Origin of the sequence: Ignatzschineria sp. F8392 (assembly GCF_002252045.1) — a bacterium.
Taxonomy (GTDB): domain Bacteria; phylum Pseudomonadota; class Gammaproteobacteria; order Cardiobacteriales; family Wohlfahrtiimonadaceae; genus Ignatzschineria.
Genome location: NZ_NEFF01000003.1, coordinates 169,414 through 193,963, shown reverse-complemented (window position 1 = coordinate 193,963; position 24,550 = coordinate 169,414). Strand labels below are relative to the sequence as shown.

The window sequence follows — 24,550 nt, the reverse complement described above, 5'->3', positions numbered from 1 at the left end:
TCAATTATTGTTTTAATTACTGTTTCAATATTATCGATAGATCTAGTGGCACCGCAGATTCAGATGGAATCGGGGCTGTGCCCCTAGATCTATTGCTGTTTTAGGAGATACATTTGTGAATGATCGATCTATTCAATACCTTTTTGAGCAATCAGAAGCAGACGCGATCTATGCTCAGAAGCGTCCTTGTAATCGTTTCACCTTTAATGAAGAGGTGGTAAAAGTCTTCCCCGATATGATTCGGCGCTCAGCGGCGGGATATACGACGATTGTAGAGAATATTGGGAATTTAGCACCGCTCTTCGCGCAGGAGAATAGTAAAATCTATGATCTTGGAAGTTCGCTTGGTGCAGTATCGATGGTATTGCGAAGTGCAATTAAGACGCCTAACACCTCTATTGTCGCTATCGATAACTCATCAGCAATGGTGGAGAAATCACGAGAATATCTCAAAGCGCAGGAGATGATGATCGAATCTCTGCTCCCTATTGAGGTTATTGAGGCAGATATTACCGATTATCCCTTTGAGAAGGCCTCTCTCTTTGCGATGAACTTTACGCTCCAATTTATTAAGCGAGAAGAGCGGCTTGCACTTTTGCAAAAGATCTCCGATGCGCTCTTGCCGGGTGGTGCGCTCTTTCTGTCGGAGAAGTTGAGCTTTAGTGATCCGAGTGAGCATCAGATGCTCAATAACCTCCATATTCAATTTAAGCGCTCCCAAGGTTATTCCGAGTTAGAGATTGCTCAAAAGCGAGAATCTCTGGAGGATGTGATGAAGATCGATAGCTTTGAAACCCATAAAGCTCGGTTATTGGAAGCGGGATTTAGTGAGGTCTACCTCTGGTTTCAATGTATGAACTTCTCCTCAATTTTAGCTATTAAGTAGCTTTATAGATGATCAACAGACAGACAACAGACAGACAACAGATAGAAGAGAGAATATGGATAAGATGATTTATCTCGATCAATTACTCAATCATTTTAAAGGGCAGAAGATGGAGCGATTTAGCGCAACATTGCCCTCATTTTTAGCGGAGCGCCTCCGAAAAAAACATGGTGATAGCCCACGTTGGGAGCATGCGCTTTTAGATCTTCCTGAGATTGAAGATTTCACAGCTGATCTAGCATCGGGGGTGATCTTAAAAGGAGCGTGTGATGAAGCGATCTTACAAGATGCCTTAAAACGATTGAAGCCTTGGAGAAAAGGACCTTTTCAGCTCTGTGATACCTATATCGATACTGAATGGCGTTCTGATTTTAAGTGGAATCGAGTGAGTCAACATATCGATTTGAGAAATAAAAATATTCTCGATGTTGGCTCTGGAAATGGTTATTACGGTTATCGTATGTTAGGTGCCGGAGCGAAGAGTGTGATCGGTATCGATCCTAATTGGCTCTTTCTCTACCAATTTTTAGCTATCAGAAAGTATCTGCCGGAAGCACCCATTTGGCAACTACCGATGACATTAGAGGAGATGCCAGAAGAGCTTGAGCTCTTCGATACAGTCTTCTCTATGGGTGTTCTCTACCATCGCCGATCACCGATCGACCATCTCTATCAATTAAAGGGAACACTGCGCCCCGGCGGTGAGCTTCTCTTAGAGACGATTGTTATTGAGGGAGATAAGGAGCAGGTTTTAGTGCCGGAAGATCGATATGCGCAGATGCGTAATGTCTGGTTCCTTCCCTCTGTTGAAGCGCTAATTCTCTGGTTAGAGCGTGTTGGCTTTGTCGATGTCCAGTGTGTTGATCTGGCAAAGACAACGATCGAGGAGCAACGAACTACCGAGTGGATGGATTATCTCTCCTTACCCGATTTTTTAGATCCGGAAGATGATTCTCGAACGATAGAAGGGCATCCTGCACCGATTCGTGCGGTGATCCATGCAAGAAAGCCCCGTTAATAATGACGGGGCTTACCTATGTTTTTCTCTTTTCTACTGTTAATTCCTATTGACTTAACCTTGTGGGATCTGTGCTGACATCTCCATAATCACCTTGATCAGATCCATTGAGAGGTAGCTGATAAGAAAATAGATCAGCGCCGTGATGAGAAAGGTGATGATCATGCCGCGCATTGTTCGTAGCGCCTTAAAGAGCGCAAGGCCGATTGTGGTAAAGGCGGCGGCATTGAGGAAAGCGAGTAGGTAGAAACCAATTTGAAATGCTTGAGGTCCTCGAATATCGAGAAGGCTGACAACCTCATAACGGAACCAGATGGTGCCAAAATAGGTCAATGCAATAAAGAGGATGCCGATCACAATGCCGATTAAGGCAAAGGGGCGTAGAGTAGGATTATCTTTATAGAGAGCGCCGGCAGTAAAAAACATAAAGATCGAGATGACGGAGACCGGCACCATCGTCGTTAAGCGAGTAAAGAGAAAGTTAAAGATAAAGAGTCCAATCCACGCAACAATAAAGATTGCGGTGCGATTATTTTTTTGTACTGTATTTGTCATAATTACTCATCTACTCAGTTAGCAAATATCGATAAAATAGCGATAAATTTCGATAAAATAGTGAAGAGCTCATCAGTGATGGTGACTTGCCCACGGCCCCCCTTTTTTTAAGCAGAAAATAAAAGCGGAAAATAAAAGCAGAGAAAAAGGTTATGGGGTTTCACAATTATACCGATTTTTAACGTTCTTGATAGGGATTATCGATTCCTAGCTTTGCTAAAATTGCGATCTCAAGGGCTTCCATCTCCTCCGCTTCCTCATCCTCGATATGATCAAATCCTAAGAGATGGAGTGTTCCATGAACGACCATATGGGCTAGATGATTCTCAATCTGCTTCTCTTGCTCTTGTGCTTCTGATTCAATGACCGGCATCGCAATAATAATATCTCCTAAGGTGAAGATCTCCTCCTCTAGAAAATCGGGGACCTCAAAGGGGAAAGAGAGCACATTTGTCGGGCGATCTTTCTGCCGAAAATCACGATTCAGTTGTTGAATCTCCTCATTATCGGTAAAGCGAATATTGATCTCGGCAGGTTTTTGGTAGCCGGCATGGAGTAGTGCAGTGGTGATCCAATGTTGTAACTGCTCATCACTTGCGGTATCGATTGTGGTTACGCGCTCGGTGTAGAGGGAGAGTTCTCTATCTTGTAGATTATCTGTATCTGTATCTGTATCTGTATCTGTATCTGTATTTGTATCTGTCATCTGCTACTGCTCCTCAGCGGTTGCTTTACTACTTTTTTCGGCATCTCTTGCCGCGTTAATTACGGCTTTCATCTCGGCTCTCTCTCGTTCGATCTTATCGGCCTTTTCATAGGCATCAATAATCTTTGCCACCATCGGATGACGGACAACATCTACCGATGAGAAGTGACTGATAGAGATTCCATCGACATTCTCTAAGATATCGAGCGCATGTTTTAGCCCCGATTTTACGTGGCGCGGTAGATCTACCTGTGATGCATCGCCGGTAATGACCGCTGTTGAACCAAAACCGATTCGAGTAAGGAACATCTTCATCTGCTCGATTGTTGTATTTTGTGCCTCATCGAGAAGAATATAGGCATCATTGAGGGTTCTTCCACGCATAAAGGCGAGCGGAGCGATCTCAATGGTGTGGCGCTCGATCAATTTATTGACGGTCTCAAAACCGAGCATCTCATAGAGTGCATCGTAGAGAGGACGAAGATAGGGATCGATCTTTTCCGTTAAATCACCAGGTAAAAAGCCTAACTTCTCTCCCGCTTCAACAGCAGGGCGGACAAGGATAATACGGCGAACTTCATCTTTTTGAAGCGCTTCTACGGCAGAAGCGACGGCAAGAAAGGTCTTACCGGTACCAGCAGGGCCGATCCCAAAGTTGATATCGTGCTTGCCCATATTGTAGAGATACTCTTTCTGCGCCGGCGTTCGCCCTCTAATTAAGCCCGCTTTTGTCTTAATGACACGATCTTTTTTATCCTGTTTGAGCGTTTTAAACTCAGGGCCAAACTCTTGAATGACAAGGTGAACATCATTCGGTTCTAACCACTTCTCTTTTGTCTGACGATAGAGCTCCTCTAAGATCTCTTTCGCACTTTTGACATCATCTCCATTGCCGGCGATCTGAAATTCAGCACCACGGTTGCCAATATCAACCATTACGCGCTTCTCAATTAATCGAAGATGCTCATCAAGATTGCCGCACAGGTTTGATAAGCGCTCATTATCGCCCTCAAAGGCGAGTGTGATTGTAGTCATTCGTTCTTCTATTATCCTCTATCGAAATCCGGAAAAAATGCTTTATAACTCTATCATTATGAGCTCTATAGACTCAAGAAGTAGTGTTATAATAGCTACAATTTTGGGGCGAAAAGCGATAATACAAGGTATTTGCGCAACTATATTTGTGTTGAAGTGTAAGACGAATGATAAAGTTGCTCAATATTTAATGCAGAGGTTACGTGTGAAATTGGAACATAATCCGTTGATTCAGGGGCTTATTGAGTTGAAGTGGATGGCTAAAGAGGCGATCCCCCTTCTTTCAGCAAAGATGTATGAAAATGAACGTTCAGTGGTTGGGAAGTTAAGAGCTCATGGACTGACGAGTCAGGCAATTTTTGAGGCGGCATTAGCGGCAAATAGCGCGTTAGAGGAGCCGTTACCTGTTGTGGATTTAGCCTATTTTCAACCTATTGAGAATTTTGACTTTGTCGGCTTTGCAACTAAAGAGGAGCTCTTAGCGCAATATGGGGTCCCTTTGGTTCTACTTCCTGATCGTTTGGTTGTCGTTACAGCAGATCCCGGAAATGAGAAGTTTTTCGATACTTTAGCACTTCGTTATCCTGGCAGAATTGAGTATTGGTTAGGAGATAGCGATCAGATTAAAGCGATGATTGATCTCCTCACTTTCCCGGAACAAGAGACACTCTTGCCTGAAGTGCCTGCTCTAGAGATAGAAAATGAAGCGTTAGAAGCGGGGGCTGAGGTAGAAGAAACAGCGGTAGAAGAGGTTTTATCTCACTCTCTTGATGGGGGTGAGGCAGGCGATGATCAATCTTTTGTGATCGACAATCGTATCAACTTAGAACAAATTGATACCGCGGTTGAAGCGGAGATGGCGTTGATGTCCGATCAACTCTCGCAAACGGAAGAGGATGATCCGCGTGCGGAGGTGTTACGTGATTCTGCACTCGATCTTTCTGAGATTGAGTCGCAAGCCGATGATGAGGATGAATCATCAGAACTCGAGGAGATGGTATCACTCGCCGCATTAGAGGAGTCCGCTACTCCCCATTCCTCTATTGCGCCTATGGCAGAAGTGCCCGATGGATCGATATCCGATGAGGCGACGCCGGTACTAGAAGATTCAACCGAGATTTTAGAATCGGTTCTTGCTGAGATACAGCAAGAGACAGAACAAGAGACAGGACGAGAGACAGAAGAAGAGGTGGCACAAGCGATAGAGCTAGAGGGTCAGAATTCTCTAGAGTCGCAACTAGCGACAGAATTAGCCATTGAAGAGAGTGATGGCGTTGTTGATTATCTCAATTTTGTGCTCCTCGATGCGATTACACAGAAAGCCTCTGATATTCATTTTGAACCTTATGAGTCGAGTTATCGTGTCCGTTTTCGTATCGATGGCATTCTCCATAAGGTCTATGTGGTGCCAGAAGCGTATCGCGATACTTTAGCTTCGCGCTTAAAGGTAATGGCGGAGCTCGATATTGCTGAGAAGCGCTTACCTCAAGATGGACATATTACGCTCTGTTTAGAAGAGGAAGAGGTCGATGCGAGAATCTCGGTGATCCCCACTTTATGGGGAGAGAAGGTGGTAATCCGTCTGCTCGATAATTCGGAGATCAATTATTCCCTTAATAAAATCGGTTTAACTTCGGCACAAAAGAGTGTGGTGCAATCGGCGATTGAGCGCTCACAAGGCTTGATATTGGTTACTGGTCCTACCGGATCTGGTAAGACCGTAACGCTCTATGCTTGCCTCAACTACCTCAATGATGTTTCGCGCAATATTGCAACGGTAGAAGATCCGATAGAGATCAATCTAGAGGGGATCAATCAGCTTCAGGTACACCCTAAAATTGGCTTAACGTTTGCTGAAGCTTTACGGGCATTTTTACGACAAGATCCCGATGTCTTGATGGTCGGTGAGATCCGTGATTATGAGACGGCTGATATTACCATTAAAGCAGCACAGACAGGGCATCTTGTCCTCTCCACGCTTCATACGAAGAGTGCTGTAGAGAGTCTTGTTCGTCTCAAAAATATGGGAGTTGAACCCTATAATATCGCCTCGACGGTAGATCTCGTGATTGCTCAACGTCTAGTGCGTGAGCTCTGTCACTGTAAAGAGGAGGATATTGTTGATTCTGCCTATCTTGAGACATTAGGCTTCACTCCGATGCAAGCGGCGAGTAAGTTCTATCGGGCGAGTGGTTGTTCGGAGTGTCATGATGGATATCGTGGCCGTTTTGCGATCTTTGAAGTGATGCCGGTTTCAAAGCGAGTTTCACAACTCTTATTAGAGGGCGCCTCTCCTTTAGAGATTGCAAAACAAGCGGAGCGCGAAGGGGTGAAGAATTTAAGAACTGCCGGCATTGAAATGGTGTTAGCTGGTAGAACCGCATTAGAAGAGATTTTACGGGTGACGACGGAGTAGTGAGATGGTAGAAAAAGTGCAAGAGAGCTATCGTCTCGATCAATATCTCCAGCTAGCGATGGAGGTTTCTCGCAAAGAGGCAGGAAAGATCATTCGCAATGGTTGGATTAGTGTGAATGGTGAGGAGATCAGAGAGCGCAATTTTAAGGTCACGGAATCGGATCGAGTAGAGATTGATGGTGAGCCTCTTCTCTATAGCAGTCAACCTCGCTATTTTATGCTCTACAAACCTGCGGGCTATGTCTCAAGTCATCGTCATGATGGTCATATCTCGCTCTTTAAGTTATTAGAGGGAGAACATTCGCTTGAGCGGCTTCATATCGCCGGTCGCTTAGATGCCGATACGACAGGAATGGTCTTAATCACCGATGATGGCGCATGGTCTCATCGTGTGACTCATCCAACACATCGCACGGATGAGGATATTGAGAAGGTTTATAAGATTGAGCTTGCGCGTCCGATGACATCTGAGATGATTGATCAGCTTGAAACAGGCGTTGCATTACGGGGGGATGATGAGATCACAAAGCCGGCACAGGTAGCGCTTCTCTCTGAGCGGGAGATAGAGTTAACCTTAACTGAAGGGCGCTATCATCAGGTCAAGCGGATGTTAGCCGCTGTGGGAAATCATGTTGAGAGATTGCATCGATCACAAATTGGTCATCTAACATTAGATGGATTACGAGAGGGTGAATATCGCCCTTTGACAGAAGCAGAGATTAAAGGATTTTAGAGATGGCTGAAGCAAGTATTGCGCTCTTTCGAGATAGTGCGTTAATAGGTGAGGGGAAGGGGTTATTGATTGCAGATGAGAGTTTTGAGCTCTCCGGCATCAGTGCGCGGGATAATATTCGTTACATCACCAATCGTAAGGATATTGATCATGCGCTCGAAGTGATTGGTTTTGATGGTAACTTGAGTGATTTTGAGTTAGAGAGTGCGCCTGATGAATATTTTGATTTTATTCTCTTTAGACTCAATAAGGCGAAAGTTTTAACGCACTATCTTTTAGAATCTGCGGCACGCATCTTAAAAGTTGGGGGAAGCCTCATTTTAACGGGTAATAATCAGGAAGGGATTAAGAGCGTTATAAAGCATGCTGAAAAGATGGGGGCATTAGCGGAGCTTGAACTTTTAGGGAAAGGGCTTCGTTATGCGCGAATTATCAAAGAGGGTGGAAAAACTCTCGATCTCAAAGGGGATGAGTATCGTCAATTTTTAGAGATTAGAGATGAAGTGCAAGATCTCACCTTTATCAGTAAGCCCGGAATCTATGGTTATAAAAAGATTGATGAAGGAAGCCGTTTTTTAGCAGAGACTCTCAATAACGATCCTTTTGCGTTAGAAGGGAAAGTATTAGATCTCGGTTGTGGTTATGGTTATCTCGCTGCATCTGTTGGTAAAAATAGCAAGATTGAACAGTTGGTGGCAACCGATTGTAATGTTGCTGCCGTTCAACTTGCAGCGCACAATCTTGAGAGCATGGGGATTGAGGCGCTCGTAACGCTCGATGATTGTGGCTCAGAGTTAGAAGATCGTAGTTTTGATCGGATTATCTGTAATCCCCCTTTTCATCAAGGATTTGGTACCTCTAAAGAGCTAACGGTCAAGTTCGTTGAGAATAGTAAGCGACTCTTACGTCGCCGAGGTATTGCCTACTTTGTAGTGAATAAATTTTTAGCCATAGAGGAGGTCTGCTATGCACAATATGTGAAAGCAACAGAGATCGCCTCTAATAATCATTTCAAGATTCTTAAGCTAGAGCGGGTAAAATAGTCCTCACTTACGTAAGAGAGGCACAGGAAGAGCGCGCTGGTTGTATCCGGCAGCGTTCAGGTTCTTTTGTTGTGAAAAATGATTCTTAAGAGAGTCTGTGGAGCGGTGGGAGCTTACTATTTCGTTCTTTTCACCACTGCATGCCCACCATTCGGCATCTTTGATGCCGAGGAAGTTTTTTATCTAACAGATGATATTGTTGCCGGCGATTAAGATCGGCAACTGCCAGTGCGTGATTGATGAAAGTACGCGATGGTTGTATCCGGCAGCGTCCAAGCTTTTTTGTTGTGATAAATGATTCTTAAGAGAGATTGTGGAGCGGTGGGAGCTCACTATTTTGTTCTTTTCTCCGGTGCATGCCCACCATTTGGCATCCTTGATGCCGTGAAGATTTCGTTCTTTTCGCCACTGCATGCCTGCCAGTTTGGCACCGATGATGTTGGGGGAAATTGAGGATAAAAGAAAGCCCGAAGTGTTTATCTTCGGGCTTCTGCTTTTTAGTTTGATGCTATCTGTGAAAGATAGATCTTATATAACTGATACCTTAATTACTTCTTAGGACCCACTTTAGCAAGTTCAGCACCTAATTTTGTATCGGTATACTTGTCAAAGTTGTTCTCAAAGAGTTCAGCAAGTTTTTCTGCTTTCTCTGTCCACTCAGCTGGATCTGCGTAGGTGTTACGTGGATCTAAGATTGTTGAGTCAACATCTGCAACTGCTTTTGGCACTTCGAGATTGAAGATTGGAATAATCTCTGTCTCTTCTTTATCAATATCACCACTTAAGATTGCATTGATAATGTTACGTGTATCTTTAAGTGAGATACGTTTACCTGTACCATTCCAACCGGTATTCACTAAGTATGCTGATGCACCTGCTTCTTCCATACGTTTTACCAATACTTCAGCGTATTGTGTTGGGTGAAGAAGAAGGAATGCTGCACCGAAACATGCTGAGAAAGTTGGTGTTGGCTCGGTAATACCACGCTCAGTACCTGCAAGTTTAGAGGTAAAGCCTGAAAGGAAGTAGTATTGCATCTGCTCAGGTGTTAATTTCGATACCGGCGGGATAACACCGAAAGCATCTGCAGTTAAGAAGATAACTTTCTTCGCAGGACCTGCTTTTGATACAGGCTCTACAATGTTTTCAATGTGGTAGATCGGATATGAAACACGAGTATTTTCTGTTTTTGACGCATCATCAAAATCGACAGAACCATCTTCTTTGATGACAACGTTTTCAAGAAGCGCATCACGACGAATCGCACCGTAGATCTCTGGCTCATGCTCTTTTGAGAGGTTGATTGTTTTTGCATAGCAACCCCCTTCAAAGTTGAAGACACCATCATCATCCCAACCATGCTCATCATCACCAATTAATTGACGATTAGGGTCTGTTGAGAGAGTTGTTTTACCTGTTCCTGAAAGACCGAAGAAGATCGCTGTTTCGCCATCTTTACCCACGTTTGCAGAGCAGTGCATTGAAGCGATGCCTTTTAATGGGAGAAGGTAGTTCATAACAGAGAAGAGACCTTTCTTCATCTCGCCGCCGTACCATGTACCACCAATTAACTGCATATTCTCAGTTAAGTTGAACGCAACGAAAGTTTCAGAGTTAAGACCCATCTCTTTGTAGTTCTTATTGGTCACTTTTGCACCATTGAGAACGGTAAAGTCAGGCTTAAAGTTTTTAAGCTCTTCTTCGCTTGGGCGAATGAACATGTTCTTAACAAAGTGCGCTTGCCATGCAACCTCAGTCACAAAGCGAACTGCAAGGCGAGTCTCTTCGTTAGCACCACAGAAACCATCGATAACAAAGAGGCGTTTGCCTGATAACTGATCAAGAACAAGCTCTTTTAATTGTGCCCATACCTCTTCAGTAATAGGTTTATTGTCATTTTTTCCTTTACCGGAATCTGCCCACCAAACGGTATCTTTAGTTGTTTCATCACGGACAATATATTTATCTTTAGGCGAGCGACCTGTATAAATACCAGTATCTACACCGACGGCACCTAGGTTTGTGACAGTTCCTTTATCATAGCCTGTAAGGCTTGGATCAGTCTCTTCCTTGAAAAGAACATCATAGCTTGGATTGTATATAACTTCTGTTGCGGTAATACCTTGTGCTTTTAGATCGTCAATAATCTGTTGTGACATGTCTCTCGTTTCCTAAAAATTTAATTCAAAAAATAAACACACCTTGTTTATGGGGAAGTATGATAACTAATAAACTACAAAAATACTACAAAAAAGTGGCTAAATTTAGAGCGCTTCTTTGAACTTATTGATTTTATTGTTGAGTTTTATTAAGAAGCTATTCCATAGACGATGGAAAATGCCTGTTTTTTCTACATTATCGAGCGCAATAACGGGAAAGCTGTAGAGAAGATGCTTATCGATATAGAACTCTAAATTTCCAACTTGCTCCCCTTTCGTAATGGGCGCTTCTAAGCCGGGGTTAACATGGATCTGTGCTTTAAGATTATCATACTGAACGCGGGGCAGGGTCGCTGTGATGCTCTCGCTGACACCGACAGGAACACTCTTTTCAATGCCGTGAAGGACATTTGCCTCAGCAATCACTTCATTGGCGCTATAGAGCTGTTTGCGATCAAAGTTATTAAATGCAAAGTTAATGAGTTCACGAGAAACGCGTTGACGATAGGCTTCACTATCCGCTCCCATAACAATGACAATTACACGAAAACCATTGCGCTCTGCACTCGATGCAAGAGAGTAGCCGGCACTGTTGGTATGGCCCGTTTTAATTCCATCAACAGAAGGGTCTTCCCAGAGTAGCGTATTGCGATTATTCTGCTTGATATTATTCCAGGTGAAGCTCTTTTGGGAGTAATATTTGTAGTGTTCAGGGAAATTGTTGATCAGCGCGCGAGAGAGAATCGCAAGGTCATAAGCGGTTGTGATATGTTCCGGATCGGGGAGACCACTTGCATTTTTAAAGTGGCTCTTTTTCATCCCCAGTTCAGCCGCTTTCTCATTCATCTTCATGGCAAATGATTCTTCAGAGACCGCAACATGTTCTGCAAGCGCAACAGCCGCATCATTGCCCGATTGAACAATTAAGCCTTGTAAAAGGTTATCGACAGAGACGAGTGTCCCCTCTTCAACAAACATTCTCGATCCTGGCATATTGCGAGATTTTGAAGAGATGAGCACTTGGTCATCATGGCTGATGATTCCCTTATCGATTGCATCAGCGATCACATAATCAGTCATCACTTTTGTGATGCTCGCAGGCTCAAATTGAATAGTACTATTATATTCTGCTAATACGGCACCGGTATCGTAATCCATAATAATCCAAGATTTTACGGCATACTCAGGAAGCTGTAATGTGCTAGGTGATTGCGCAAAGGAGAGTGAAACAGTTGTCACCGCTATTGCGCAAAATTTAAAGATTTTTTTAAACATAGTTGTTTTCATTTTTAAAAGTGGATAACAGTTGTGGATACAGGGAGAGAGAAGGCAACATTTCCTGCCTCTTCTCGACTACGATAGTTTCCAATATAGACTCGATAGAGCCCTTTATCATACTTTACTTCTGTTGGTTGCTGTAGCCTATTTGCCATACTTTGCTGGAAATTGATGGCATTTTGCTCACTGCCAAAAGAGCCTAGTTGAATATGGTAGCTTGGCGCTTGAGGGGTAAATGTAGCACTATTTTGGGTGTTTTGCGGAGCGTGTGAATTGGTGAGAGCATAATCTTGGTGCTGATAGCTGCTCTCTATAAATTGTGGTGTTGGATATTGATCCACTGATGACGGATCCATTGATGACGGATCTATTGGTGACGTGGATATTGACCCTGCCGGTTCCTGCCAGACAACTTCAATCGGCTCTCCTTTATAGGAGATTGTACTCTCTTCCAATTTTGCCGTCTGTGGCGTACCACCTCTTCCGGTATCGGCTCCTCCGACTTCAACCATTGCAACGGGATTCTTTTTCGGTTTTTTAGAAGGGTCAAGATATTGGTGAGGTCCAATGGCTTCAACAAGAACTGGTGCAGTACCATTTTTCACCACATCAAGCTCTTTTGCCGCAGCATAAGAGAGATCGATAATGCGTCCTTTAACAAAAGGGCCACGATCATTGACTAATACCGTGATCGATTTATTGGTCTCGGTATTGGTGACAATAACATAAGTGGGGATTGGGAGCGTTTTATGAGCTGCTGTAAAAGCGTGCATATCATAGGGCTCACCACTTGAAGTGGGTTTTCCATGGAACTTATCGCCATACCAAGAGGCCATTCCCTTCTCTTTATAACCTTTGGAGGTGGGAAGTACACGATAGGTCTTTCCGAAGACGACATAACTTGCAGGATTGCCCGATTTACTCAAAGGATGTTCTTGAGGAGTTGCCCCTTTAACCGTGGTTCGATATCGCTTATGACCTGTTGAGGAGCAGCTCGCAACCACTAAAAGTAGCAGCGAGCCCAAAACAATCTTTCGATAAGTGCCTAAGTTCCCTAATTGCATTAACGAACCCCTCTTCTAATTGCTTCAGCGACTTGATAGACAGCAAGCGCATAGAGTTTAGAGTGGTTGTAGCGGGTAATGGCATAGAAGTTCTGGTAACCGATCCACCACTCATCTACTTTAGGTTCTGCACTGACTTCAAATTCAAAGAGTGTCACTTTAGCGTTAGGTGTTCCGTTAGGAATGATCACGCCGGCATTACGTAACGTCTGGATGTTCTCTTTAGGGGGCGTTAAACGGCCACTCTGTTTCAATTGTTGATAAGCAAGATTCTGTTTGCTGACCTGAACTTCTTCTGCGATCTTGCCACCTCTTACCCAACCGCTCTTCATTAGATAATTTCCAACAGAACCGATAGCATCAACAGGATTGTTCCATAAGTCACGTTTGCCATCCCCATCAAAATCGACAGCATAAGCAAGGTAGCTCGATGGCATAAATTGTGGATATCCCATAGCGCCGGCATAAGAGCCGCGATAGCTGAAGGGGTCGCCACCATTTTCATTAAGGATCTTAAAGAAGTTTGCTAATTCTCCAGAGAAGTAGCTCGCGCGTCTTGGATACTCAAAAGCAAGTGTCGAGAGCGCATCGACAACTTTCCACGATCCCTTATTTTGTCCATAGCCGGTCTCAACACCGATAATAGCGGCAATCACAAAGCGATCGACCCCATAGATCTCTTCTGCGCGTAAGAAGGCATCTTTATATTGATTATAGAATTTAATGCCATCATTGATTCTCTTCTCAGTGAGGAAGATCGGACGATATTTGCCCCAATTCATCACCCCTTCTGCCGGTCGATTCATCGCTGCAATAATTTTTGGTTGAATGTTGGTATGATCGAGGATTTCACTCATCCAGCGTGGGTCGAGATTCTGTTCCCGGCTCACTTTATTGATAAATTCTTGTACATCAGTACGATTTGCTAAGTTACTCTTTTCAGGAAGCGTGCTGTTATTTGTCACTGCCGCTGTTTTGGGGGCAGATTGTTGCATCGATCTTTGGATATGGGCTGGTTCGCTCGCTTGAGATTGCGATAAATTGCTCTCTTTCACACTATTAGATGCACAGGCAGAGAGCGTCATTGCGCTGATCAATGTTACTGTTAAAAGTCGTAATCTCATTTATTGAATCCTCTTTGTAATAGATGCGGGATGTGAATAGATGTTCATTAATATACCAAAGGAGATAAAGAGAGTCATAATTGAGGTCCCTCCATAACTAATAAAGGGCAGTGGGACACCTACAACAGGGAGTACACCACTGACCATTCCGGTATTAACAAAGACATAGAAAAAGAACACGAGGCAGACCGCTCCCCCCACTAATTGATAGAAACTATCTCGAGCATGATAGGAGATATAGAGTCCGCGCCAAATGATCATAAGATAACAGATTAAGAGAAGAACAGAACCGACTAGCCCAAATTCTTCACCAATAATGGCATAGATAAAATCTGTTGTCGCTTCAGGAAGAAACTGAAGTGAGACCTGAGTACTATTCTCCCAACCTTTCCCATAGATGCCGCCAGAGCCGATAGCGATCTTCGATTGAATAATCTGATATCCTTTGCCGAGCGGATCAAGCTCTGGATTGAGAAATGTCTCCACTCGATCTTTCTGATACTCCTTCATACCAAAAAACCAGAGAGAGGGGAGTGCGATCGCAATTAATCCAAAAGCGATTAAGATATAGCGCCACTGCAATCCGCCTAAAAAGAGCACAATAATGCCGGAGAAGAGCACGATAATGGCCGTTCCAAGATCGGGCTGAAGGAAGATTAGAGCGACCGGTAGCGCAATGAGAAGGAGTGAACCGACAACATTAAAAAAGGTTGGGGGAATTTTACGTTTATGGAGATAGTAGGCCACCATCATGGGAACAGCTAACTTGGCAATCTCGGAGGGTTGGAAGCGAAAGAGCTTAAGGTCGATCCAACGATAGGCGCCATTGGCCTCAATCCCGATAAAGATCACGGCAAGCAGGAGGAGAAGCGCGACAATATAGATAATAGGGGTCAATTGCTTAAGTCGCTCAGGGGGAAGAAAGGCGATAAATACCATAATCACAAAGCCAACTGCGATTTTGAGCGCTTGGGAGGTGATATAGGCTGTATTGTGGTTTGATGCACTCCAGAGAACCGCAATACTAAAGAGCGCTAACATAGAGATAAGAAAGGTTAAAACAGTGTCGAGATGAAAGAAGGCGAGTAATCCTTTTGGCTTCACCTCGATGGTATGGTAGAGCTCTTCATGTCTCATAGCTCATCCTCCTTCTGATAAGGTTCACTTCGTTCTAAGAGAAGATTGTTCTTGGGAGTTTTTGAACCTAAGCGAATATTCATCAATGATTTAAGGTCGGGCATCTGTTGATTAGGAGATGAATTCTCCTCTTGCTTCTCTGTAGGAATCTCTTCGAGATAGGGCATCGATTCAAGTTCTAAGAGAGGAAGCGCCATCTCCTCTTCATGGGCAAATGCCCCCTCTTCCGCTTTAACGCGAGCGAGAGTCTCTTTGGCATAAGGTGTATCAAAGTCGAGAAGCCAAGCATCTAGAAGCTTTTTAGCAATCGGCGCGGCAACGCGAGAGCCCGACCCACCATTTTCAACAATCACTGAAATAGCGATTTTAGGGGACTCTACCGGCGCAAAAGCGACATACCAAGCGTGATCTCGATGACGGCGATCGAGTTTATTGGCATCATATTTCGCCCCTTGGGCAATTGTCTTCACTTGTGCCGTTCCTGTTTTTCCCGCTGTTTTATAGCGATCTGATTTTGTTGCTCTTGCTGTTCCTTTAGCGCCATGAACAACAGCGACCATTCCATCGATCGCCACATCCCAATACTTCTCATCTTTAAGGACGATCGGTTTGATAGGATTGGGGATCACAAACTCTTTCTGATTAGAGGGAGGCATCGCTGTTGCCCCTAAAATATGGGGTTCGAAAGCCTCACCTCGCATCCCGACAATGGCGGTAGCTTGTGCGATCTGTAGTGGCGTTGTCAGCCAATAACTTTGACCGATGCCGGCAGTGATGGTATCTCCGGTGTACCAAGGTTGTTTAAAGCGTTGACGTTTATACTCCGGCGTTGGTGCAACCCCTTTCGATTCTCCTAAGAGATCGATGTTGGTGGGGGTTCCAAGTGCAAATGGTTTTAGAAAATCAGTCATAATGGTCACGCCCATATTGTAGGCTAACTCATAGAAGAAGACATCGCAGGAGCGCTCGATCGATTTTCGTAGATCAGAGGGACCATAGTAGCCCATATCTCTAAATTTATGATTATTGCCGGGAACAGAGAAATATCCTTTACAGTTGATGATGGTATTCTCTGTAATAAAATCATTCTCAAGGCCGGCAAGACCGATCTGGGGTTTAATCACCGATCCAGGGGGGTAGAGTCCCTGCATAACACGATTGAGAAAAGGGGTGGAAGGATCATTATTGAGCTCATTAAAATCTTTATGGGTGATTCCATCGACAAAGAGATTGGGATCATAGGTTGGCTTTGAGACAAAGGCGAGGACATCCCCACTTTGAGGGTCAAGCGCAACGATAGCGCCATCATAGTCTTCTAGCGCCTCTTCTGCCAGAATCTGCAGACGCAGGTCGAGAGTTAAGTAGATATTTTTCCCCGGCACAGGAGGGACTTCATCGATTTTGCGGACCGTTCGGCCTGAAGAGCTTGCCTCCACCGTCTCAAAACCCATGGAGCCTCGTAAAATATGTTCAAAACTCTTCTCGGCGCCTCTTTTGCCGATATGAGTGATGCCACTATATTCATGTTGCAAGCCTTGCTCCTCAATCTCTTTGAGATCGCGAGTATCGACTCTTCCCACATAGCCGATAGCATGGACAGCACGATTCTTATAAGGATAGATACGAACTAGATCAGCTTGAAGATTGACACCATTAAGCTTATGGAGATTGATGGCAATAAGGGCAGATTCCTCTTCAGTAAGCCCCTTCTTTAGAACAACACTCTCCTGCCGGTTAGCTCTGCGAAGTCCCCGCTCAAACTGTTTGATCTCCTCTTCTGTGAGCGGTACAAGCGCATTGATCTCTTCGAGTACCTGATCGAGGGGGAGAGTGAGATCTTGCCGGACAATCTCGAGATTGTAGATCGGCACATTGGTCGCTAAAACCTCCCCATTACGATCGAAGATCTGTCCTCGAGTGGGTGGGAGTGGGAGAAGTTTAATGCGATTATCATTGGAGCGAGTGGTATAGAGCTCATGTTCGATCACCTGAAGGTGAAAGAGGCGACCAATCAGAAAGAGAAAGCCACAGAGAACCAGGATAGCGCATAAGATCGCTCGCCCTAAAAAGAGAGAGTTGCTATTTGTTTTCTTCTTATTGCTCGTTACATTCATAGGTCTATCGATTCATCTATCCATTCGATGGTTTTAGCTTTTTGTTGGGGTATTGACTATTGATTCTATGACCATTGATTCTATCGTCCCTCTCTTATCGTTTTCTTAAATATTTTTCTCAGATCCTTTTCTCAGATATTTTTTCTCAGATATTCTGTAGAATATTCTGTTTTTACTTATCGTTAATACCAAAAACTTCACAGATCTCATTGAGAAGAATATTAAGAATAGGCCAGAAGAGACTTGAGACGACAATGGGCATGACCCAGTGGGTAAAACTAGGGGTTGAGTTGCCTAAAATACCATTCACCCAGATTGTAATGAGTGATTGGGCAGCAAAAAGAAAGGGGATAAGAATTGTCTGCTCCGGCAATGTAAAGGACCTTATTCGAGGATAGTAGCGCTTCACAATATAACAGAGCAGGGCAAAGGTAAAACCATGTAAACCCCAGACAAAGGATTTAGAGATATCGAGTAGCAGCCCCATTAGCCATGCTGAACCAACACCAAAGTGTTTTCGGAGTTTGACCGCCCAAAAGAGCATTGTCATTGTGGTCCAGTTAGGACGAATCGCCTCAAAAAAATTGGGCATTGAGATGGTATCTAATACGATCGAGATACCAAAAGTGATTAAAATAATAATCAATCGTTTAAGGAAGGTCATCATACTCTCCCGGCGTTAAGATTAAGACCTCACGAATCCGATCTAATTTTGCAGTGGGGGTTGCGATAATTTTAGCAAAGTATCCTGTCGAGTCGACGGTAATTGTCTTAATGACAGCAACAGGGTAGCCTTGCGGAAAGCGTTCATCTAACCCTGATGTCACTAGAAGATCGCCCACCTTTACATCATCATCAAAAGCGATATTGGAGATCTCAATCTCATTGAGCTTTCCATTTCCATTAGCAATTCCTCGAATGCCATTACGATTGACCTCAACCGGAAGTGAGTGGTGAGGATCAGTAATGAGAATCACTTTGCTCGAAGAGGGGGAGACAGAGACCGTCTGCCCAACAATTCCAAGATTATTTAAGACGGGAAGATTCTCCTCTACACCTTGATTCGCGCCGCGATTGAGAAGCACAATATGGCGATAGGGGTCGGAGTTAATATTGATCAGTTGCGCAATAATGGTGGAGTGATCAAGCTTTGAGGAGGATTGTAGTAGTAGGCGAAGACGTCTATTTTCGGCGGTTAATGCCGCCATCTGTTGCGTTTCGTAAGCAAGATAGAGCTCTTTCTCTTCTAATGTTGCGATTCTTTGTAGAAGCTCCTCTTTTTCGGTATACCACTGTTTGAGCCGCTCAATACCGCGATAGGGGGCTTCTGCAATAAGTGAGAGAGGATGAATAATCTCTTCTAGATAATATTTAGGGAGGCGAAGATAGCTCGTTCGATGATCGAGAAACATCAGCGCGATCGAGAGCAAGCAGAAAAGAATCGTCTTTCCTTTAAGGCCAAAGCTTTGGAACTCAAATTGTTCCTGCCCTTTATCTTGCTTATCCATAAAATATTAGCCCGTCTACTTTGCAAAAAAATGGTAAAAGGTGAGGTGCCGATGAAGGCGGGATGATAGAGAAACCCCTACCGAGAAGTGATTCAAGATAGGGGTTTTATCGCTTATTAAATTCTACTCTAAGCCAAAGGCGTTATAGCCATAGACCCCTTGAAGTTCGAGTGCTTTTCCACCACCACGAACAACACAGGTTAAAGGATCATCAGCAATAAGTGCATCTAATCCGGTCTCTTCAGAGATCAATTGATCAATATTACGAAGTAGTGCGCCACCACCGGTAATGACGATGCCTCTTTCAGAGATATCAGCGGCAAGTTCAGGAGGTGTTGATTCAAGTGCTAATTGTACGGCACTTACAATTCCTTGTAGCGGTTCCATTAAGGCTTCTAAGATCTCATTCGAGGTGAGAGAGAAGGTACGCGGTAAGCCCTCACTTAAATTACGTCCACGCACTTGTGTTTCAAGAACCTCAGCAGTGGGGAATGCCGTTCCAATATCTTTTTTGATTCGTTCTGCTGTCGGCTCACCAATCAACATCCCATAGTTGCGGCGAACATAGTTGATAATTGCCTCATCAAACGTATCTCCACCGATACGAACTGAGTTAGCGTAAACAATTCCTGTTAGGGAAATGACGGCAACTTCAGAGGTTCCCCCACCAATATCGAGAACCATCGATCCCGTCGCTTCATGCACAGGAATGCCGGCGCCCAATGCGGCTGCCATCGGTTCTGGAATGAGGCGTGCTTCAAGCGCTCCGGCACTTTCAGCTGCTTCCTTAATGGCGCGACGTTCAACATGGGTTGCGCCGGATGGAACACAGACGATTACGCGAGGATTAGGGCGACCTAAGAGAATATTGCGTTTGAGAACTTGGTTGATAAAATTCTCCAGCATAATCTCTGTTTTAGGAAGGTCGGCAATAACCCCATCTTTAAGGGGGCGTGTTGTTTCGATCGTATCAGGCGTTCTACCAAGCATTAATTTTGCCTCTTGACCTACCGCTGAGAGACGCGGACGACCCGTTTTAAGATCGCGCTCAATGGCGACAACAGAAGGTTCATTTAACACGATCCCTTGACCGCGCATATAAATCAGAGTGTTTGCCGTACCAAGATCGATGGAGAGATCTCTGGAAAAAAAAGCCTTCAAACGTTTTGGGATCATAATTAATACTCAATGTGAATTCGGTTGACTTTATTAACCTACCTATCAATCTTCTATGAATCTTTTATAAAGTAGGCAGGCTCCTAGAAAATAAGGTACGATTATAGCAATTAATGGCGCCAGATGATTAAAATATTTAGAAAATTTTTATTGTTATCGAGTCTTGAAGGAGAATTAGATGGATCGTAAAAAGCAGTTTGTTGCCGGTAACTGGAAGATGAATGGATCACTTGCGGAGAATCGTGAGCTTCTCAATGAGCTGATGGAGCTTGTGAAAGATGCTGATGCGGAAGTGGTGGTATTCCCCCCTGCGATCTATATTCAGCAGGTCGCTTCTATTACTGAAGGCAGTAATATTAAAGTAGGTGTTCAGAATGTTTCGGCAGAAGCAAAAGGGGCTTTTACAGGAGAGATCTCTCTTGCGATGGTTGAAGATTTTGGTTGCCGTTATGTCTTAATTGGTCATTCAGAGCGGAGAACGCTCTATGGCGAAACAGATGCAGATGTTGCCAAGAAGATGAAAGCAGTTGTTGATGCAGGTCTGATTCCTGTTATCTGTGTTGGTGAAACGTTAGAAGAGCGTGAGTCGGGCAGAACAGAAGCGGTGATTAAGCAGCAGTTAACCTCTGTTATCGATGCTATTGGCATTGAAGCTTTTAAAGAAGCAATTGTTGCATATGAACCTGTTTGGGCAATTGGTACAGGTAAAACAGCGACGCCAGAAGAGGCGGAGAGTGTTCATAATTTTATTCTCTGTACTTTAAAAAGTTACGATGATAAAATATCGAACCTTGTAAGAGTGGTTTATGGCGGTAGCGTGAATGCATCAAATGTAGAATCACTCTTTGCACAAGAGAATATTGATGGGGCTCTCGTTGGAGGCGCATCGTTGAAAGCTAAAGAGTTTGCAAAGATTGTTTTAGCCTAATTTTAGGATAAGGTAGAGTAAGAAAGATGCTTGAAAATCTAATTTATGTTCTTCATGTTGTAGTATGTCTTATTATTATTGCATTAGTACTTGTACAGCAAGGTAAGGGCGCGAATATAGGTGCTTCTTTCGGACAGGGCGCATCAGGTACGGTGTTCGGTGCGGCGGGGAAAGCGAACTTTCTCGCACGTCTTACGAAGTGGATGGTTGCGCTTTTTTTCATTACAAGTCTTGTAATGATGTTTAATTCAGGTAAGATTAGCGCTAGCAGTAGTGTGATCGATTCACTCCCAATTCAGGAAGTTCCTGTGATTGGTGGCAGTGAGCCTGTAACGAAGTAACTCTGCAGCAGATTTTAAAAGTTATGCCGGCGTGGTGGAATTGGTAGACACGCTACCTTGAGGTGGTAGTGCCTAACAGCGTCCCAGTTCAAATCTGGGCGTCGGTACCAACAGAGATCCTAGATAGTGAAAGCTATCTAGGATTTTTTTATTTTTCTATTAAATACATTTTGTTGAATATATTTTTAGTAAGAACCGGCAATGTTCAGCTTATTTTTTGATGAATGATTCTTAAGAAGATTCATTGAGCGGCGGGAACCAACTATTGCACTCTTTTCACCACTGCATGCCCGCCAATCGGCGCTTTCATTGCCGATGATAAAGTATCGCTAATTACCGGCAACTCATCTGCCTATGTTGTTTCAACAAATAAGAAAATCTGTGGAGTGGTGGGAGTTTACTATTTCATTCTTTTAACTAGTGTATGCCCACCATTCGGCATCGATGGTGCCGGGAATATTTTCTATCTAACAAATATTTGCCGGTAATTGAGATTGCCCTCTGCCGGCGCGAGATTGATGGAAATATGCGATAGTGAGGATCGGCAGCGTTCAGCCTGTTTTTTGATGAATGATTCTTAAGAAGATTCATTGAGCGGCGGGAACCAACTATTGCACTCTTTTCACCACTGCATGCCCGCAGTTTGGCATCTTTAATGCCTACTGCCGGCGCGCAATTTCCGGAAGTACGCGATAGTGAGGACCGGCAACGTTCAGCCTATTTTTTTATAAGTGATTCTTAAGAGAGGCTGTTGAATGGCGGGAGCCGACCATTGCATTCTTTTTACTGGTGCATGCCGCGGTTTGGTATCTTTGATGCCCACTGCCGGCACGTGATTGATGAAAGCGTGCAGGAGTAAGATCCGGCATCTCAACAGCTCTTGTTACCTTAATATAGAGTTATCTTAATATAGCGATATTTTGCACTATTTTTTCTCACATACTTGTTTTCTTGTTGGAAGGGTTGTAATATTGTTTTCCTCAATTCAGCAAGCAGTTAAAAAAGTTGATTGAGCAATGCCGGCGTGGTGGAATTGGTAGACACGCTACCTTGAGGTGGTAGTGCGTAACTGCGTCCCAGTTCAAATCTGGGCGTCGGTACCATACAAAGAGAAGCTCTAGTAGAGATACTAGAGCTTTTTTCTTGTCTGTTATTTATCAGTACCTCACCTTATCGCTTCCCGAAAATTTCTCCACTTCACTAAGCTTAACGATGCTTGCTTGGAATGATAGGGGGTAAGATATGCAAACTTTAGAGCGATTGGAGCTGCGCTGGCAGGAGCGACATTTCTTTACCGAACAGATGGCACTGCTTCTAGATGCCGGAATTTCTTTAACGAAAGCATTACAACTACTGGCAAACTATAGCCAGCGCCGACGATTGCAGTTTCTCTTTCAAGAGCTGGAAAAGAGCGTGATGGCAGGGCGAGCACTCTCTACCGTTTTGGCAAAAGCTCCCAAAAGCTTCTCACATCTCTATCTTGCTCTAATCCGTGTTGGTGAACAGTCAGGACAGTTGCCGGCTATTTTTCATTATCTTGAATCGTTAGAGCGGACTGAGAGGGAGAGAGGCATGATGATTCGTAAAGCATTACGCTATCCTCTAACGGTTTTTATTGTCGCTTTAGGGGTTCTTCTCTTTATTCTGACGGCAATTGTTCCCACATTTGAGTCGATCTATCGCGCAAGTGGTGAGCCGCTCCCTCTATTGACACAAAAGGTGATCGATTTCTCCCACTTTCTCTTCTCTCCCCAATTGCTCTATGGGATCACATTACTCTTAATCCTTTTTTGGGGTATTGTTCGTCTCTATCATGCCCAGGGACGCTTTCGATACGCTTTTGATCGAATGGTTTTAGAGATCCCCTTTTTAGGCTCAATTCTACAGGAAGGGTTGATTGTTCGTTGTGCAGTTGTACTCCATTTGATGTTGCAAAGTGGTGTCACGCTAGTTAATGCGATGAAGCTTTTTGCAAATAGTGTGGAGAATTGTTACCAAAAAGAGAGGTTAGAAGCGATGATTGTGGGTCTAAGCGCCGGAAACTCTCTCCATCAAAGCGCTATGAAGAGTGGATTGATGAGTGATGTTGCATTAACCATGATCTCGATTGGTGAGGTGAGTGGGGAGTTAGAGATCATTATGAGGCGGATTGCTGATTATCATAGCGCGCGACTTAAAGGGCGTATCGAAGGATTGATTGCGCTGATCGATCCCCTCTCTTTGCTATTGATCGGGACGCTTGTGGGAGTTATTTTGATAGCACTCTATCTACCCCTTTTCAATATTGGTGCTGCGCTCTAAAGTTAAAATGGTAGAAAATGATGGTAAAAGAGTTACTCTTGTCGGCATTGGTTGCGTTAGGGATTCTGTTTCTCTACGCTTGGCTTTGGTGGATTCGTAAAGGGATCTATAATTTGCATTTTAATCGTCATTTGCCTCGGAATCTGAGTAATCGGCACTTGTTCCTTTTTCAGCAGGGAACGTTTTCAATGCTTTTGTCATTACTTTTCTCTCCATCTTATAAAAGAGGGGAAGAGATACTCTCTTTTGGTACTCTCTTAAGGCTTTTTCTGCGATTTTTTCTATTTTTATTCTCTCTACAACTCCTTCTTTCGCTGAGCTTATCTCTTCTCTTCAATTATCAACTTCAGTGGCAGGACCGCCTCTTTCTTCTCCTTTTGATGCCGTTGATCCTCTTTGACCTGCGCTACTATCTCATCCCTGATCCGCTTCTCTATCCGCTACTATGGTGCGGTATTCTCCTCTCTCTTTTGCAGTTAGGGCCTGTTGCGCTCGAATCTGCTCTTTTAGGCGTTATGGGTGGATATCTTCTCTTTGAGGTCTGTTACTGGAGTGGGGTACTTTTTGTGAGAAGGGAGATTATGGGGCGGGGAGATATTAAACTCTTTGCAGCACTTTTAGCCTGGGTTGGGGTACAAAATTTATCGCAACTTCTGCTATTAAGTGCGCTATTAGGATTGGGATATGGATTCTTTATCACTCTAAAAGGCATTCTATTGCAGAGGCGAGCTGAGAAATTAGAGGGGAGTTTAAAGCGAGCGTTAGAGGTGAAAATCGCCAAAAATTTGGGGGATAAAGTGATACCCTTTGCGCCGGCATTAGGTTTTTCAGGTATAATTCTCTACTTTAACCTACAAATTTTCGGCAATTGAACGAAAAAGAGAGAGGATTGATCGCATCAATTGGCGTGCATTCTCTTATTGGGTTGTATAAAAATGGTAAGAGATGGGCGTGATGAGCGCTACTGTGTATGGATTATTGCATAGTTTTGTAATGTAGTGAATATGTGGAGCGTTGTGGTGTAATAT

The 24,550-nt window shown here is 43.9% G+C and carries 23 protein-coding genes and 2 tRNA genes; 12 read left to right on the top strand and 13 right to left on the bottom strand.

From position 1 onward, the window contains the following. Positions 1 to 115 precede the first annotated feature (115 nt). Complete coding sequence (gene cmoA / locus B9T19_RS06805) at positions 116 to 886, top strand: carboxy-S-adenosyl-L-methionine synthase CmoA (RefSeq protein WP_304441092.1); 771 nt, start codon at positions 116 to 118, stop codon at positions 884 to 886. 64 nt (positions 887 to 950) lie between these two features. Beyond that, positions 951 to 1,904 carry a tRNA 5-methoxyuridine(34)/uridine 5-oxyacetic acid(34) synthase CmoB gene (cmoB, locus tag B9T19_RS06800; protein ID WP_233146819.1) on the top strand — a complete coding sequence of 318 codons (954 nt, stop codon included), beginning with the start codon at positions 951 to 953 and terminating at the stop codon, positions 1,902 to 1,904. A 54-nt stretch (positions 1,905 to 1,958) separates the two neighbouring features. Here cmoB and B9T19_RS06795 read toward each other — a convergent pair whose 3' ends face one another. From B9T19_RS06795 to B9T19_RS06785, 3 genes are all read right to left on the bottom strand, one after another. Beyond that, positions 1,959 to 2,459 (bottom strand): hypothetical protein, encoded by a 501-nt coding sequence (locus B9T19_RS06795; protein ID WP_094567872.1) that lies wholly within the window; start codon positions 2,457 to 2,459, stop codon positions 1,959 to 1,961. A gap of 178 nt (positions 2,460 to 2,637) precedes the next feature. Next, entirely contained in the window at positions 2,638 to 3,165 is a 528-nt protein-coding gene (ybeY, locus tag B9T19_RS06790) for an rRNA maturation RNase YbeY (protein WP_094567871.1), read from the bottom strand. A gap of 3 nt (positions 3,166 to 3,168) precedes the next feature. Continuing rightward, complete coding sequence (locus B9T19_RS06785) at positions 3,169 to 4,200, bottom strand: PhoH family protein (RefSeq protein WP_094567870.1); 1,032 nt, start codon at positions 4,198 to 4,200, stop codon at positions 3,169 to 3,171. Positions 4,201 to 4,405: 205 nt separating this feature from the next. Between B9T19_RS06785 and B9T19_RS06780 the strand changes: the two genes are divergently transcribed. The 4 genes from B9T19_RS06780 to B9T19_RS10785 all read left to right on the top strand — a co-directional run bounded on the left by B9T19_RS06780 (position 4,406) and on the right by B9T19_RS10785 (position 8,605). Further along, positions 4,406 to 6,616 carry an ATPase, T2SS/T4P/T4SS family gene (locus B9T19_RS06780; protein ID WP_158214374.1) on the top strand — a complete coding sequence of 737 codons (2,211 nt, stop codon included), beginning with the start codon at positions 4,406 to 4,408 and terminating at the stop codon, positions 6,614 to 6,616. Positions 6,617 to 6,620: 4 nt separating this feature from the next. After that, complete coding sequence (locus B9T19_RS06775) at positions 6,621 to 7,349, top strand: pseudouridine synthase (RefSeq protein ID WP_094567868.1); 729 nt, start codon at positions 6,621 to 6,623, stop codon at positions 7,347 to 7,349. Between the two features lie 2 nt (positions 7,350 to 7,351). Continuing rightward, positions 7,352 to 8,392: a methyltransferase gene (locus B9T19_RS06770; RefSeq protein ID WP_094567867.1), complete on the top strand. Its 1,041-nt coding sequence runs from the start codon at positions 7,352 to 7,354 to the stop codon at positions 8,390 to 8,392. A 78-nt stretch (positions 8,393 to 8,470) separates the two neighbouring features. Beyond that, the gene (locus B9T19_RS10785; RefSeq protein WP_255406354.1) at positions 8,471 to 8,605 is read left to right on the top strand and encodes a hypothetical protein; all 135 of its coding nucleotides are present in this window, start codon (positions 8,471 to 8,473) and stop codon (positions 8,603 to 8,605) included. A gap of 335 nt (positions 8,606 to 8,940) precedes the next feature. On the opposite strand, the gene pckA is transcribed toward B9T19_RS10785, so the two are convergent. The 9 genes from pckA to B9T19_RS06725 form a co-directional block, all read right to left on the bottom strand. Next, positions 8,941 to 10,551: a phosphoenolpyruvate carboxykinase (ATP) gene (pckA, locus tag B9T19_RS06765; RefSeq protein WP_094567866.1), complete on the bottom strand. Its 1,611-nt coding sequence runs from the start codon at positions 10,549 to 10,551 to the stop codon at positions 8,941 to 8,943. A gap of 105 nt (positions 10,552 to 10,656) precedes the next feature. Next, on the bottom strand, positions 10,657 to 11,826 hold the full coding sequence (locus B9T19_RS06760; protein WP_158214373.1) for a D-alanyl-D-alanine carboxypeptidase family protein: 1,170 nt from the start codon (positions 11,824 to 11,826) through the stop codon (positions 10,657 to 10,659). Between the two features lie 14 nt (positions 11,827 to 11,840). Then, positions 11,841 to 12,893, bottom strand: coding sequence for a septal ring lytic transglycosylase RlpA family protein (locus B9T19_RS06755; protein WP_094567864.1), 1,053 nt, complete (start codon positions 12,891 to 12,893; stop codon positions 11,841 to 11,843). Further along, positions 12,893 to 14,017, bottom strand: a complete 1,125-nt coding sequence (mltB, locus tag B9T19_RS06750) for a lytic murein transglycosylase B (protein WP_094567863.1) — start codon at positions 14,015 to 14,017, stop codon at positions 12,893 to 12,895. The genes B9T19_RS06755 and mltB overlap by 1 nt, the downstream gene beginning before the upstream one ends. Next, positions 14,018 to 15,154 carry a rod shape-determining protein RodA gene (rodA, locus tag B9T19_RS06745; RefSeq protein WP_094567862.1) on the bottom strand — a complete coding sequence of 379 codons (1,137 nt, stop codon included), beginning with the start codon at positions 15,152 to 15,154 and terminating at the stop codon, positions 14,018 to 14,020. Further along, a complete protein-coding gene (mrdA, locus tag B9T19_RS06740) occupies positions 15,151 to 17,268 on the bottom strand; it encodes a penicillin-binding protein 2 (protein WP_094567861.1) in 2,118 nt (705 codons plus the stop codon). The genes rodA and mrdA overlap by 4 nt, the downstream gene beginning before the upstream one ends. A 172-nt stretch (positions 17,269 to 17,440) precedes the next feature. Further along, entirely contained in the window at positions 17,441 to 17,935 is a 495-nt protein-coding gene (mreD, locus tag B9T19_RS06735; protein ID WP_094567860.1) for a rod shape-determining protein MreD, read from the bottom strand. Beyond that, complete coding sequence (mreC, locus tag B9T19_RS06730; protein WP_094567859.1) at positions 17,919 to 18,776, bottom strand: rod shape-determining protein MreC; 858 nt, start codon at positions 18,774 to 18,776, stop codon at positions 17,919 to 17,921. The genes mreD and mreC overlap by 17 nt, the downstream gene beginning before the upstream one ends. A 123-nt stretch (positions 18,777 to 18,899) precedes the next feature. Further along, positions 18,900 to 19,952 carry a rod shape-determining protein gene (locus tag B9T19_RS06725; RefSeq protein WP_094567858.1) on the bottom strand — a complete coding sequence of 351 codons (1,053 nt, stop codon included), beginning with the start codon at positions 19,950 to 19,952 and terminating at the stop codon, positions 18,900 to 18,902. A 178-nt stretch (positions 19,953 to 20,130) separates the two neighbouring features. Here B9T19_RS06725 and tpiA point away from each other — a divergent pair, with 178 nt between their 5' ends. The 3 genes from tpiA to B9T19_RS06710 all read left to right on the top strand — a co-directional run bounded on the left by tpiA (position 20,131) and on the right by B9T19_RS06710 (position 21,331). Further along, a complete protein-coding gene (gene tpiA / locus B9T19_RS06720; protein ID WP_094567857.1) occupies positions 20,131 to 20,880 on the top strand; it encodes a triose-phosphate isomerase in 750 nt (249 codons plus the stop codon). A gap of 26 nt (positions 20,881 to 20,906) precedes the next feature. Further along, positions 20,907 to 21,221 (top strand): preprotein translocase subunit SecG, encoded by a 315-nt coding sequence (gene secG / locus B9T19_RS06715; RefSeq protein ID WP_094567856.1) that lies wholly within the window; start codon positions 20,907 to 20,909, stop codon positions 21,219 to 21,221. 25 nt (positions 21,222 to 21,246) lie between these two features. Continuing rightward, positions 21,247 to 21,331 (top strand) — tRNA-Leu (locus B9T19_RS06710). 615 nt (positions 21,332 to 21,946) lie between these two features. Here B9T19_RS06710 and B9T19_RS10620 read toward each other — a convergent pair. Further along, positions 21,947 to 22,090: a hypothetical protein gene (locus B9T19_RS10620; protein ID WP_158214372.1), complete on the bottom strand. Its 144-nt coding sequence runs from the start codon at positions 22,088 to 22,090 to the stop codon at positions 21,947 to 21,949. 149 nt (positions 22,091 to 22,239) lie between these two features. Here B9T19_RS10620 and B9T19_RS06705 point away from each other — a divergent pair. The 3 genes from B9T19_RS06705 (at position 22,240) to B9T19_RS06695 (ending at position 24,394) form a co-directional block, all read left to right on the top strand. After that, positions 22,240 to 22,324, top strand: a tRNA-Leu gene (locus B9T19_RS06705). A gap of 139 nt (positions 22,325 to 22,463) precedes the next feature. Beyond that, complete coding sequence (locus B9T19_RS06700; RefSeq protein WP_094567855.1) at positions 22,464 to 23,522, top strand: type II secretion system F family protein; 1,059 nt, start codon at positions 22,464 to 22,466, stop codon at positions 23,520 to 23,522. A gap of 188 nt (positions 23,523 to 23,710) precedes the next feature. Then, entirely contained in the window at positions 23,711 to 24,394 is a 684-nt protein-coding gene (locus B9T19_RS06695; protein WP_158214371.1) for an A24 family peptidase, read from the top strand. The last annotated feature ends 156 nt before the right edge of the window (positions 24,395 to 24,550 follow it).